This is a genomic window from Bacillus xiamenensis, from assembly GCF_000300535.1.
GTDB classification, from domain to species: Bacteria; Bacillota; Bacilli; order Bacillales; family Bacillaceae; genus Bacillus; species Bacillus xiamenensis.
In genome coordinates this window covers 39,176-54,729 of sequence record NZ_AMSH01000018.1, presented here as the reverse complement: position 1 = coordinate 54,729, position 15,554 = coordinate 39,176, and the positions used below count along the sequence as shown (strand labels likewise).

Sequence of the window (15,554 nt, the reverse complement as noted above, 5' to 3'; positions counted from 1 at the left end):
TTGCGGAGCTTCGCCCATATATCGAAGAAGCCGATCTTCTCACAGCGGATCAATCACCGGTCGAAGGGGAAGTCATTTTAACACCGATTCAGCGCTGGTTCTTTGAACGGAGGTTCGAAAATCAACACCATTGGAATCTCTCGATGATGCTTCATGCGCCGAAAGGATTTGACTTGGCGATCACAGAACAAGTCCTGCAAAAACTGTTTTCACATCACGATGCACTGCGCATGGTGTACAGACAAGAGCATGGTGACATCCTGCAATATAATCAGCGGGAGCTCACAGAACCGATGTCGATTATTTCTTGTGATGTTTCAAAAGAGAAGGACGTGAAAAAGGCCATCTCCACATATGCCAATGAGTATCAGCGTCAGCTGAATCTCGAAAAAGGTCCATTGATGAAAGTGATTTGTTTCCATACAGAACAAGGTGATCACTTACTCATGGTCACGCACCATCTTGTCATTGACGGTGTTTCATGCCGGATTTTACTAGAGGACTTTATGACTCTTTATCATCAGGCAGAACAAGGAGAAGCGCTGGTTCTGCCGCCAAAAACCCACTCCTTCAAAGAATGGGCAGAAGCGATTGAACGATACGCACAGTCACAGCCGCTCAAAAGTCAAAAGGAGTATTGGGCAGAGATTGAGAGCATGCCATTTATCACTTTACCTGTTGACCATGAAGTGAAAGAAAGAAAAGTCACCGATACGAGAGCGGTTAAAATGCAGCTGACAGAAGCAGAAACCGAGCATTTGTTGACCGATACTCATCTTCCGTACACAACAGAAATGAATGATATTCTTCTGTGTGCTCTTGGGCTTGCCGTTCAGGAATGGACAGGGCAATCTCATGTACACGTGCAGCTCGAAGGTCATGGAAGAGAGGATATTTTATCAGGGTTAGATGTATCCCGCACGGTTGGCTGGTTTACGAGCATGTATCCAGTCGTTCTTGAAGCGAAGCCGAATCAGACAATAGCAGATGCTATTAAAGGAACGAAAGAGATGCTGCGGCGTGTCCCAAATAAAGGAATTGGCTACGGTATTTTAAAATACATGACAGCATCTGATCCGTCGGCCAAACACGTACACCCTGAAATCAGCTTGAACTATTTGGGGCAGATTGATCAGGAAGTCGCGACAGAACTCTTTGGGCCGTCAACCTATGATATGGGCCGACAAGCAAGCCCTGAATCAGAAGCTGTTTATAAGCTGAACATTAGCGGGCTTGTTCAACACAACCAATTCATTCTGTCATGTTCCTATTGTGCAAGTGAATACGAAGAACAAACGATACAGCAGTTCATCGCATTGTTGAAGGAGAAAATTAGGTCCATCATCACCCATTGCTTAGCACTTCACGAGCGGGAATTTACGCCAAGTGATTTCTCTGCTGCGGATCTTGAAATGGATGAAATGGATGAAATCTTTGACATGCTTGAGGAGAAATTGACCTAACACCACTAGATCAGTCATGAAAAAGGGAAAGGAGGAATGGAATAGATGAGTCAATTTAAAAGGGATCAAGTTCAAGATATGTACTACCTGTCGCCAATGCAAGAAGGAATGCTGTTTCATACCCTCCACCATCAAGAAAAGGGCTTTTATGTAGAACAAATGGATATGAACGTGAAGGGCACACTTCGCCATGACTTGCTTGAGAAAAGCATGAATATCATCGTGGAACGGTACGATATTTTTCGTACCGTGTTCCTCCACGAAAAAGTGAAGCGTCCTGTCCAAGTTGTCTTGAAAAAACGACCTTTCCAGCTTGATGTTGTGGACATACAGAACCTTTCTGAAAGTGAACAGCTTGAGCGTATTGAGCGCTTTAAAGAACAGGATCAGCTAAGAGGATTTGATCTCTCGAAGGATCTGCTCATGCGGGCATCCGTTTTTCAAACGGGCCCTTCAAGCTATCGCTGGATATGGAGCTATCACCATATCCTTCTAGATGGCTGGTGTTTTGGCCTTGTCGTGCAGGAGTTATTTGCGATTTATCATGGGCTTTTGCATGGTACGCCTTACAAGCTGCAGCCAGTTAAGCCATATAAAGAATATATTCAATGGCTGGAAAAACAAGATAAACAAGCATCACTTGAATATTGGACGCAATCGTTAGCCGGGTTTGATGGACAAACAACCTTTAAAGAACAGCGAAAGCAAACAAATGAGCATGAATTAGGCGAAATCGAATGGTCCATGAGTAGAGAAGAAACGGCTGCTTTATCAGAGTTAGCCTTGCAGCAAAATGCCACGTTAAGCAGTGCGCTTCAATCGGTTTGGTCCATTTTATTGAGCAGGTATCAGCGGTCAAATGATGTTTTGTTTGGAACGATTGTGTCAGGACGTCCGGCAGATTTGGCTGGTGTGGATCGGATGGTGGGATTGTTTATCAATGTCATTCCAAGAAGAATTCAGCTGACAGACCAAATGACGTTCCGTTCTCTATTATCAGAGACGCAGCAGCAGTCTTTAGCAGCTGAACCGCACCAATATATCCCAATATATGATATCCAGGCCAAGACAGGTCAGCGGCAGCTCATTGATCATATTGTGGTGTTTGAAAATGTCCCCGCTGCTAAAAAAGACGAGCAAGAGTCGCTGTTAGGCTTTACCGTAGAAGAAATGAAGGTATATGAAAAATCGAACTATGATCTCAATTTGCTTGCATCGCCCGGGGAACAATTGCAGTTGAAGCTGGCCTTTAACCAACGTGCATTTAATCCTGCATTTGTTCATCGATTAAAGGAGCAGCTGATTCTGTTGATCAAAGAGGCCATCGAGCATCCCGATCAATCAGTTCACACACTCACACTTGTGACGAAACGGGAAAAGCAGCGGATTCTTGAGGACTGGAATGCACCTGAGCTTGAACATGATCAGCTCTATTTGTCTAAGTGGTTTGAGCATAATGTCCGCAAACAGCCGAATGCGGTGGCATTATCAGCAGAGAATCACACAATGACCTATGCGGAGCTGAACGAACAGGCGAACCGTCTGGCAAGGCATTTGCAAAAACACGGAACCAAACATCAAACGGTTATCGCCATTTTAGCAGAGCGCACGCCTGAACTCATTGTGAGCTTGCTTGCCGTTTTAAAAGCAGGCGCAACCTATGTGCCAATTGATCCTGATTATCCAGAAAGCCGCATCCAATATATGCTGAGAGACAGCGGAGCGACGCATCTTCTCACTCATTCATCCTTTATCAGTCAAACGAAGGCGCTCGCGTTTAATGGTACGTATCTTTTTGTAGATGATCAGGAAATTTCACTGATGAGCTCAGAGAATCTGCCGCTTGAAGCTGGCTTAGATGACACAGCATACATCATGTATACCTCTGGCACAACCGGACAGCCAAAAGGTATCATGACGACCCATTCAAATATTGCCCGAGTGGTCAAAAATACGAACTACTTAACCATTTCAGAAACAGATACATTGCTGTCGTTATCAAATAGCGTATTTGATGGCTTTACATTTGATGTATATGGCGCGCTTTTGAATGGAGCAAAGCTAGTCCTGCCGAAAAAAGACACCATTTTAGACATGCACGAGCTGACCAGGCTGATTAGGGGAGAAAATATCTCTGTCATGTTTGTTCCAACGGCTTTATTCCACCTTCTTGTTGATGAAGGAACAGACTGGATGCGCGGTGTGCGTAAGGTGCTGTTTGGAGGAGAGCGGGCATCAGTCCGGCATGTGAGAAAAGCCTTTGATGTGATGGGGAAAGGCAGATTAATCAATGTTTACGGTCCAACCGAATCGACCATCTTTGCGACCTATTATCCTATAGATGAAGCCATTCCGGCAGAGGCACGTTCAATTCCAATTGGAAAGCCGCTCAATCAGACGGGTGCTTATATATTAAGCAAGCAAGGACAGCTTCAGCCGATTGGCATGGTTGGCGAGCTTTGTCTGAGCGGCAAAGGGCTGGCGAAAGGATATGTGAATCGGCCTGATCTGACGAAACAAGCCTTTATCGCTCATCCATTCGCTGCGGGCGAGCGGCTGTATCGCACGGGAGATTTAGCTTATTTTCGAGAAGACGGTCTCATTGAGTATGCAGGCAGAGTTGATGATCAGGTGAAAATTCGCGGACACCGAATTGAACTGACAGAAATTGAAGCCCATCTCCTCCTGCATCCAGGTGTCAAACAGGCTGCACTTATTGCGGATCAGGATGAAACCAATCATACAAGGCTGTTTGCTTATATCACATGTGATGATGAATGGAAGGGCAAGCTCGATGAGATCGAATCAGGGCTGAAAGAGCGTTTACCGGCTTATATGCTGCCTCATAAGCTGACGGTGCTAGAGAACCTCCCGCTCACGCCAAATGGAAAAATTGATAAACGCAAGCTGCCAAAGCCAGAGGCGCCGCAAGGAAACCGCCATGTGAAACTGCCGGTAAATGAAGTAGAACAAAAGCTGCTGGTCATGTGGCGGGAAGTACTGGAACGAGATGATATTAGCACGGACGATCATTTCTTTGAGCTTGGCGGACATTCATTAAAAGCCATGTCTCTTTTGTCTAAAGTGTCAAAAGAGTTCGGGGTTCAGGTGCCTATTCACTTGCTGTTTGAGACACCAACGATAGAAGCGCTCAGTCGTTTCATTCAACAGCAGGACCAAGAAGCTGCTGGCTATCTTGTATTCAATGAATCTCAATCATCTACGGTCTTTGCTCTCCCACCATTACCAGGCTATGGCTTTATTTATCAGGAAGCAGCAAAAACGCTTGATGATGTTCGTTTGATCGCCTTTGATTTTATTGAAACGGATCAACGAATAGCGCAGTACGTTCAGCATATTCAGCAGCTTCAACCAGAAGGGCCGCTGACTTTGATGGGGTACTCTGGCGGATGTTACCTTGCCTTTGAGCTTGTTCAAGCGCTTGAACAAGCAGGGAGGACAGTCGAGAAGGTTATCATGATCGATTCCTATAAGAAAATTGGAGAAAGTAATTTAGAGGGGCGGAGCATTGATGACGATATAGAAGCGATTGTCCATCAGTCGAAACAAAGTGAACTTGCTCAAAGCGAGCTTGTCCAAGAAGCGCTTGCACAAAAGACGCGTGCCTACTATGAAACGTTTGTGAAGGGGGTGAATCAAGGAGCGATACAGGCAGATATTGCATTCATCCAATCTGAAGAACAAATCTCGATTCCGGACTGGATGGAGGGCTGGGAACATGCGACGACCGGTGCTTTTAGCCAGTATCAAGGCTGCGGTCGACATGCTGATATGTTCAAAAACAAAGAATGTGCAGCCCAAAATGCACAGCTGATAAAAAAGATACTGAATCAAAAAAATAGAGAACCAGTCTTGTAAACTTTAGATTAGGCAGGATGCAGTCTTGTACTCCTGCCTAACAAAAAAGGAAAGGAACTCATATGAAACCATCAACCATTAACCAAACGAGTGTACATGAATCAATGGATGCTATTTTACAAGATGTAAAGACAGCCATATTACAAACCAACGAAATCGAACGCTTCGCTGTTTTTTCACGTGAAAAAACCATTCGACCGCGGCCATATCACCTCTCTCATTTATTTCTCGACAAGCATATTGAGCAGGAGGCCGCAGCTGAATCTATACAGACGCAAACGGCTGAGCCTGCTTTGGCAGACATGCCGCCCGCCCTTTCTTATGGAGGAGATTTAGATGTTACAAGAGGTGCACAGACCTTACAGGAAGTCTTAACAGAGGCGGCAAAAACGTCAAATGGGCTTACGTATATTGTGAACAGTGAGAACGAACTCACGCAATCCTATGCGCAGTTACAGGAAGACGCCGAGCGGGTTTTGACTGGTTTAAGGGCACTGGGTCTTGAGGCAGGCGATCCTGTTTTCTTCCAATTTTCATCGAATCATGCTATGGTCACTGCCTTTTGGGCATGTGTATTAGGCGGATTTGTTCCAACACTTGTATCCGCTGCTCCCACCTATCGAGAGATGAATGCGGCAGTGAAGAAGCTTCATCATGCTTGGAAGCTGCTAGAGCATCCGCTCATCCTAACAGATGACTCACTGATCGACGAGGTGCAAGGATTAGCTTTATTGTGGAACACAGATCAATTGCGTGTCGCGGCAGTCGAACCGATGCTTTCTTTAGAACGGGATACAAGGGCTCATCCTGCCGCGCCAGATGATTCCGTCTTCTTTATCTTAACGTCTGGAAGCACAGGGATGCCAAAGTGCGTAGAGCATTCCCATAGAAGTGTGCTTGCGAATGTCAAAGGCACGGTGGCAGCCAATCAATTTACACAAGAGGATGTTTCGTTAGACTGGATGCCTTTAGATCATATTGGCGGTATCGTGATGTTCCACCTTGTCAATGTGTACACAGGGTGCGAGCAGGTACGGGCGAGAACAGATGATTTTATCGCTCAGCCGCTGCGCTGGCTGGACTGGATGGACCGCTACCGTGCAACGAAGACATGGGCACCTAACTTCGCATTTGCAATGATCAATGATTATGAGAAAGAGATTTCTTCAGGATCTTGGGATCTTTCTGCCATGACCTGCATGATCAATGGGGCAGAGGCGGTCGTACCAAAAACCATTCACCGATTTTTACATCTGCTTGCTCCGCATGGTTTAAAGGGAGATGTCATCAGGCCGGCTTTCGGCATGTCCGAAATCTCATCAGCGGTTGTCTTTTCCTTTGCGATTGAGCGGGGAGATGAAAACAGCGGGGTATTAACCTTTGAAGAAACTTCGCTGACAGAGCAGTTGAGGCCGGCGGAGGCACGTGAGACAGGAACCGTCAGCTTTACAGAGCTCGGAAGACCGATTCCAGGCATCACCATCCGCATCGTCAACCATCAGCACGAGCTTCTTCCAGAAGATCATATTGGTTGCGTGCAAATAAAAGGGCCAACCACAATGAAGGGCTATTACCAAAATGACGAAGCGAATGAAGAAGTATTTCAAGCGGATGGCTGGTTTCATACGGGGGATTTAGGTTTCCTTCACGAAGGAAGGCTGACATTAACCGGTAGAGAAAAAGACATGATCATCATCAACGGGAAAAATTATCACAACTATGAAATTGAAGCCATAGCAGAGGAAGTACCAGGCGTAGAAACGAGCTTTGTGGCTGCCTGCTCCGCTCGAATGGAGGCTTCTGCATCCGATGAACTGATTCTCTTTTTTACACCGAAGCTGTATGAGCCGTCTTATATTATGAGGGCAAGCCAGCACATCAAATCCCATATTGCGACAAAAATGGGTTTGTCTACAGCGCGTATCATTCCTGTCCAGAAGCATGCCTTTCCAAAAACAAGCTCTGGAAAAATAGAAAGGGCGCAGCTGAAGACGCGATGGCAGGAAGGCGAATTCGATGAAATCATCAAGGAAATGGACATAAGGCTTGAAAATGAGCATACCTTGCCTGATTGGAGTTATCAAAAGCAGTGGACACCTGCTCCGCTTGATGCAGCAGCTGACAAGCAAACAATAGGCGACATGGTGATCTTTGCAGACACATTAGGGCTGGCAGATCAATTGAGATCTCTTTCAAACAGCGAACAAGCATCTATTACGGTTGAACCGGGTCAAACATTCAAACAACTCACACACACACACTTCATCATCCACCCGAATCGGCCGTCTGACTACGAACAACTCTTTGAGACGCTCCGTTCGTATGGCGTTTCGGTGAAACACATCATTCACCTTTGGAACTATACAAACCAAGAAGACAAGCTTCATGTGGCCAAGGCGAAACAAGCGCAGAAAACGGGCAGCATGAGTGCATTATTTTTAACAAAAGCGATTTCCGTCTATGAGGAACCTGTGGCCATCACCTTTGTCTCAGCTCATGCAATGAATTTGCCTGAAGATCATACACATGATGTAGAAAAGGCAACGACAGCCGGGCTGTTGACAGCGGTTCAGCATGAATGGCCGTTTATTCAAGTGCAATGTCTTGATTTTTCTCTGACAGAATCGGCATCAAGTCATTCTCATGCATCAGCGATTATGGCAGAACTCACACATGACAAAGACAGTCATGTGACTGCTTATCGTGAAGGTGTTCGTTATATTCCCCTTTTAACCCCTCTTCATTTGGAAAAGGAACAGAGGGTGAAGAAGCCGCCATTTGAAGCATCTGGGCTCTATGTGATCACAGGCGGGCTTGGCGGAATTGGGCGTATGCTTAGTGAACATCTGCTCACAACCTATCAAGCACATCTCGTATTGCTTGGTAGAAAAGAGCAAGAGGCTTTATCTGCAGAGCAGCAAGAGACCCTGTCTTTACTGAAGGAACAGGCAAAAGTCTATGGCGGCACGGTTCTTTATGAGAAAACGAACATCACCGATGCAAAAGAGATTGAAGCCGCCATCTCAAGACATGAGGTCACTCGAGATCAAAGGCTGGATGGCATCATCCATTTCGCAGGCATTATTCAAGAAGAGCTGCTTGCTGATATGACGTCTGTGTCGCTAAATAAAATGTACGAAGCGAAGGTATATGGAACGATTGCGCTTCATGAGGCTGCCTCCAAACGGCAGAACGTCTTATTCCTTTCCAGCTCGTCAGCACGTACATTAAAGGGCGGAATGACGGTCGGCGCCTATTGTGCGGCGAATGAGTTCGTTGAACAATTTGCTCATTATCAGAAGATGACGTCTACAGTGAAGCCGTATTGCTTTAGTTTCAGCATGTGGGACGAGGTCGGAATGAGCGAAGGCTCCATGATCAAAGGCATTTTAAAAGAAAGAGGTTATCTTTCGATGTCCAAACAGGCAGGCTTCCGAACGATATTGGCATGTCTGATGACAGATGCTCCGCTCATTTATACGGGATTAGACCGGTCAAAGAAAGAGATTCAAGAGATGGTGGATGCGGAGATGCAAACAGAACAAGCCATTTATGTCTTTTTCAAAACCGATCAAACAAATGCGGTTGAAGAACGACTGTATCAATCAATTCATACCTGCTTACAGTCCCGGCTGTCTGGTGAATACACGGTGCATCTGTATCCTGAAGAATATTGGAAAGAAACAGAAGATGGCATGCCGGACGAGGCGTATTTTCATGAATTAATAGAAGAAAGCGGACTAGATTCAGAGAACAGAGCACCTCAAACAGAGACAGAGAAACTGCTCGCACATATTTGGGCAGAGCTGCTCGATGTCTCAGATATCAGCTGCGGTGATCATTTCTTTCTACTAGGAGGTCATTCGCTGAAGGCAACGCAAATGCTGTCTGCAGTGAGACAAAGAACCGGTTTTGACGTGTCGCTTGCAGTTCTTTTTGAACATACGAGACTTGGAGAATTAGCGGACTGGATCGATTCACATGCGAAAGCAGATGAAGCAATTCCGATGAGAAAAATGGAAAAGGGTCAGGAGATTCCGATGTCTTATGCCCAGCAAAGACAGTGGTTTCTCTATCAATTAGAGCCCGATCTGCCATTTTACAATAATACGATTTCTTTTCGAATGAACGGACCTTTAGATATAAAGGTGCTTCAGGACAGCCTGCATCAAATGGTGGAAAGACATGAATCGCTCAGAACATCCTTTGCAATGAGCGGGGATGAACCGGTGCAAATCATTCATGACCATATGACCCTTCCAGCGCTTGAAGTGATAGATGTATCAGACCTGGAATCGCAGGAAGAAAAAGAACAAAAAGCGGCTGAATGGGCGAAAAAAGAGGCATCTACCCCTTTTCAACTAGAACGTGGAGCGCTCTTTCGAGTGAAGCTGATTCGGCTTTCACACGCAGATCATTTGCTGCTCATGTCCATCCACCATATCGTGTCAGATGGCTGGTCGATTGGTATTGTCGCAAGAGAATTATCCGAGTGGTACACAGCGGCCATCGAAGGAAGAGAGCCTCACCTGCCGCCGCTGCCGATTCAATATGCAGATTACGCATTATGGCAGAAAGAGTATTTGACAGGAGAGCCGCTCGATAAGCAGCTTTCCTATTGGAAGGAGCAATTTGCTACACCTGTTGAAGAGTTGGTCTTACCGTATGATCATCCGCGGCCGGCCGTTCAATCCTATAAAGGAAAAACGAAAACGTATCAGTTGTCGACGTCGCTGTCTGAACAGATTGTAGCCCTATCCAAGAAAACAGACAGCACACTCTATATGACTTTGCTGTCAGCCTTCTCTACGCTTTTACATCGGTTGTCTTCACAGGATGAGTTTGTCATTGGCTCGGTGATTGCTGGGAGAAATCGAGCGGAAATCGAGCATTTAATAGGGTTTTTTGTGAATACATTGGCACTTCGGATCGACCATAGCGGGAATCCAGCTTTTACAGAACTATTAGAGCGAGTGAAGGAGACGACAGTCGGCGCTTATGCGCATCAGGATGTGCCGTTTGATATGGTGGTCGATGAACTGAATATTGCACGTGATGCCAGTAAGCAGCCGCTGTTTCAGGTCATGTTCGTTCTGCAAAACTTACCGCTGGAAGCTTCTCCAATGGGAGAGGCAACATCGGTTTTAGCCATTGAAGATCATGATACAGCCAAATTTGATCTATCCTTGTTTGTTTTTGAAGGCGCTGAAGGTCTCCAGTTAAAGCTTGAGTATCATGCGGACTTATTCTCTGATGACACGATGGAGCGATTCCTCACATACTACGAGCACCTGCTCGAAAGGATTTGTGAGAATCCAGCGCAGCCGATCAAACAACTGAATTTCCTCCCAGAGAAAGAAAAGCATCAATTGCTCTATGAATGGAGTGGAAAAACAGATCAACCAAAAGGCCCGCTTCTCATGACGGAACGATTTGAAGCGCAAGTGAAAAAGACACCTCATGCAGTGGCTCTTGAATTCCAGCGAGAGCAGTGGACGTATCGTGAATTACAAAAGAAAGTCGACCGACTTGCCGCTTATTTGCAGCAGCGAGGCGTCACGCCGCATGAACCAGTCGGACTGCTCATCGACAGATCGCCCGAAATGATTGTTGGGGTGCTTGCAATTGTGAAAGCAGGCGGGGCTTACGTGCCGATTGATCCTGAATATCCAGATACACGCATTGACTATATGCTGAGGGATACAGGCATTAAACTTTTGCTGACAAAAAATGAATGGCTGAAAAAGGTGTCCATCAATCAAACTGAACTCATTTGTCTGGATCAGGGGTATGAAGAATTTTTACCAGAAGCAGAGGTCATGCCTGCTGCACTAAGCCCTGATGGACTTGCTTATATCAATTACACATCGGGGTCGACTGGACAGCCAAAAGGGGTCCTCATTCCGCATCAAGCGGTCATCCGGCTTGTATGTGAAACGGACTATGTCACCCTTGATGAACATACACGAATTTTACAAATCGCCAGCTTCTCTTTTGATGCCTTTACGTATGAAATATGGGGAGCGCTTTTAAACGGGGGTAGGCTCATACTCACAGATCGAAATACGATTTTATCAATGGACGCACTGGCAGATACGCTGAAAGCTTATCAGATTACAACAGGTTTCCTGACTGTGCCGCTGTTCAACCGTTTAACAGAAGAGCATCCAGAAGCCTTATCTGGATTTCATGCATTATTGGTCGGCGGAGATGCATTATCAGCCGCACATATCCGAAAAGCACTGCCGTATTTGCCTGAAGGGCTTTTAAACGGTTATGGACCGACGGAGAATACGACGTTCTCCTGTGTGCATCATATTCGAGCATTGGATGAAGGGCAGGCGACGGTCCCCATTGGACGGCCAATAGCTTATTCACAGGCTTATATATTAGACGACCAGCTGCAACCAGTCCCGCAAGGCGTCATCGGTGAGATCTACGTTGGCGGAACAGGGCTTGCACTCGGTTACCTTGGAGATGAAGAAAAAACAGCGCAATCATTTATCCCGCATCCTTTCCAAGAAGGAGCGCGTTTATATAAAACAGGCGATATGGGCCGCTGGCTGTCAAATGGCCTCATTGACTGCCTTGGAAGAATGGATCATCAAGTGAAAATTCGTGGACACCGCGTCGAATGTGGAGAAATTGAAGCCGCTATGCTGACATTTGATGACATCACAGAATGTGCCGTTATCCCGCATCAGCACGAGAGTGGTCATAAGCGGTTGATCGGTTATTTTGTCCAAAAAGGTGACATGACCCCGCAGGACATTCGCCAAAACCTAAAAGATATACTGCCAGATTATATGGTGCCAAGCCTATTGATGGAGCTTTGCGAACTGCCGCTTACGCCAAACGGGAAGGTAGATCAAAAGCGTCTCCCGCCGCCGGAGTGGAGACAGGAAGAAGTAGAAACAACAACTGACAGAGCAGTCACTGAAGAAGAACGAGTGCTAGAAAAAGTATGGTCTCAACTGCTCGGTGCTCCTTCTATCGGCGTCCATGATAACTACTTTGAGCTTGGCGGAGATTCTATTATTGTCATACAAATGGTGGCGCGCTTAGCACAGGAAGGCTACGTCATCCAGCCGAGAGATGTTTTTGAAAAACAGACCATCTCGCAGCTTGCCAAGGCGATGAAACAGGCAGATGTCTCCGTGTCCTATGATCAGTCACCTGTGACAGGAGAGGTTCGTCTGCTCCCGATCCAATCTTGGTTCTTTGAGCAATCCATGACCAACCAAGATTATTGGAATCTATCGGCACATATTGAATTCAAGCAGTCAGTGACGCTAAAGCAGTTGACACAGGTTCTCTCAAAGCTTTTCGATCATCACGATATGCTGAGAGTGGTGTATACAAAAGAGGCAGATGGAACGTGGATACAAACAATTCGTGAGCCGGGCATCCTCCCGTACATCACATGCTTTGATTTGACGAATGTCTCTCAGGAGGAAGCGGTTGAACAAATTCGTTTAGAGACAGAGGCTTGTCAAGGTACATTGTCCTTAGAGCGTGGAGAAGTGATCAAAGCCATTCTTTTTCACACAAGTCATGACACGTCAGAGCTTTTCATTGCTGCACACCATCTCGTCATGGATGGAATTTCATGGCGCATCATACAAGAAGATATATTAAATGGACTGAAGCAGCTTGCTGCGGGGCAGGACGTGGTCCTTGCAAAGAAAACCGCCTCCTATAAGCAGTGGGCAGATGCGCTATATGAATATGCACAAACAGAGCAATTACAAGAGCAGGCCTCTTTTTGGCAAAAGATCACAGATCAAGAGGAAGTGGGCTCTCCTTTTCAACCGCCTGCGCTTTCTAACATAGAAGAACATGCAGAGATTCTGTCTGTTCAGCTCACAAAGGAACAAACAGATATTTTACTAAGACAGGCATCACAAGCGTACCGGACAGAGATAAATGATTTGCTGTTATCAGGACTTGTACAAGCCGTTGGACAGCCGGTGCTTATTACGTTAGAAGGGCATGGACGCGAGGATTTATTTGAACAGATGGATTTGTCACGGACAGTCGGCTGGTTTACGAGCTCTTATCCTATTTTTATTCCTTTTATTCAAACCGATGTTGAAAGACAAATCAAAGACGTCAAAGAAACCTTGAGAGCTGTGCCGCAAAAGGGAATTGGCTATGGCTTGCTTCAATACATGACAGAGCCTCGTCTGCTGAAAACGGCAGCGCCGCAGATAAGCTTTAATTACCTCGGTCAGTTAGATCAGACAGATGGCGATGCAAAGCTATATATAGCAGACGAGCGAAATGGGCATGTACACGATCCGAAGGCAGAAAGACAGCATTTAATTGATGTGTATGGGTACGTGATACATGGTCAGCTTCAGATGAATTTTATGATCAATCGTGAATTGCTCCAACAAGAAAAGGTGCGCCTGTTACCTGAACGATTCAAAGAGAGAATGGAGGATATTCTGACGCATTGTGTAGAAACGAAAGGCGGTTTTACGCCATCTGATTTTCCTATGGCTCAGCTCACGCAAAAGCAAGTAGATGAGCTTCCAGACAATGTGGTAGATGTGTATCCGCTGTCTCCAATGCAGCAAGGGATGCTGTTTCATGCACTGCTGGATCAAGCATCACAAGCTTATTTTGGTCAGGTGCATATGACGCTCGAAGGCTTAACTAACGGCGATGCCTATGAACAAGCTTGGAATCTGCTTGTAGAGCGTCATTCCATTTTGAGAACAAAATTCGCTTGGGAAGGGCTAAAGGAGCCTGTCCAGTTCATTCAATCAGAAGGAAGCATTCACCTCACTCAGTACGATGTGCGCCACCTGAGTGATTTGGAGCAGCAAGAGACAATCGAACAATTTCTAGAATCTGATCGTTCAAAGGATTTCAATTTAGAACATATTGATGAACCACTCATTCGTATTGCTTTATTCCATTGTGATGAGAAAAAAAGCACGTTTGTCTTTAGCTTTCATCACATTTTAATAGATGGCTGGAGCTTGTTCAGCTTTATAGAAGAATCCTTTGCATTGTATCGCTCTCTTGTGGACGAACGAGAGATTCGCCTTCCTGCTGTCCGCCCATATAAAGATTTTATTGAATGGCTGCACAAGCAGGATCAAGAGAAGGCGCAAGAGTTCTGGCAGCGTTATATGTCAGGCGTAGAGGAAGCAACACCGCTGCCTGGAGACGGTGAGCATGCTTCGGATCAAAGAGCAGGCACTACGCAGGTGAGCGTGAAACTAACGCCGCAGATGCAGCAGAAGCTGGAAGAAATGACTGGCACGCAGAAGGTCACGTTGAGCACACTGATTCAGTCAGCGTGGGGGCTGCTCCTGCATCTTCATTCAGGATCAGAGGAAGTCATATTCGGCGTGACAGTATCAGGCCGGCCAGCGGACTTACCAGAAGTGGAAAGCATGACAGGTCTCTTTATTAACACATTGCCGCTCCGTTTGCCGATCACTTCAGACAAGACCATTGCGCAATTGCTGGCCTATACGCAGGAAACTGTTTTTCACATAAGAGAATTCGAGTATACTGTACTGCCAGATATTCAGCAGATGACCAAGATTCCGAATGGAGAAGCTTTGTTTCACAGCATTGTCGTGTTTGAAAACTATCCGATTGAATCCATTGAACCGTATGGTGTACGCATTTTAGACATTGCAAGTCATGAAGAAACGAACTATGACTTAACCCTTGTTGCAGTGCCTGGAGATACGCTTGAGCTTCGGGTCACATATCACTTAAATCAATATACAGAAAAGCAAATACAAACGCTGATGCAGCAGCTGATTCACACACTTGAGGCCATGACAGAACAAGTGAATACACCGCTCTCTTCCTTCACGATTGTGACAAATGAAGAAAAAGAACGGATGATCAGTGACTGGGCGCAAAACGCACAAGTCAGCGTGCTGTATCCAGACCAAGCAGAGGTCTATGCAGGAGTAAATGATCCTGCCTATGAAACAGAAATATTTATCCTGAATGAAGAGCATCAGCTCATGCCGGTAGGATTTCCTGGGGATATTTTTATCGGTGCAAAGGAGATTAAAGCACTTTGTGGGGAGCTTGCCGATTGGATGGAGACGCATAAAATTCCGCATCCATTCAAACATCAAACAGGCGAATTCCTCTATCCGACAGGGGATGTCGGCGTTTGGACTGAAAAAAGCAAGATTCAGATTTTGGATTGGATGTAGGAGGAGAAAAAAG

Annotated in this window: 3 protein-coding genes; all 3 read left to right on the top strand. The window is 45.9% G+C overall.

Features of this window, described 5'->3' with window-relative positions:
- Window positions 1–1,463: condensation domain-containing protein (locus BA1_RS08210; RefSeq protein ID WP_008357662.1), on the top strand; the 1,463-nt coding region annotated here is incomplete at its 5' end.
- A 45-nt stretch (window positions 1,464–1,508) separates the two neighbouring features.
- A complete protein-coding gene (locus BA1_RS08205; RefSeq protein ID WP_008357659.1) occupies window positions 1,509–5,342 on the top strand; it encodes a non-ribosomal peptide synthetase in 3,834 nt (1,277 codons plus the stop codon).
- A gap of 62 nt (window positions 5,343–5,404) precedes the next feature.
- Window positions 5,405–15,541 (top strand): non-ribosomal peptide synthetase, encoded by a 10,137-nt coding sequence (locus BA1_RS08200; RefSeq protein WP_008357658.1) that lies wholly within the window; start codon window positions 5,405–5,407, stop codon window positions 15,539–15,541.
- Window positions 15,542–15,554: the final 13 nt, after the last annotated feature.

Coding starts and splice junctions, on each gene's coding strand:
- BA1_RS08205 (WP_008357659.1), top strand. CDS start 1,509: ATGAGTCAATTTAAAAGGGATCAAGTTCAAGATATGTACTACCTGTCG.
- BA1_RS08200 (WP_008357658.1), top strand. CDS start 5,405: ATGAAACCATCAACCATTAACCAAACGAGTGTACATGAATCAATGGAT.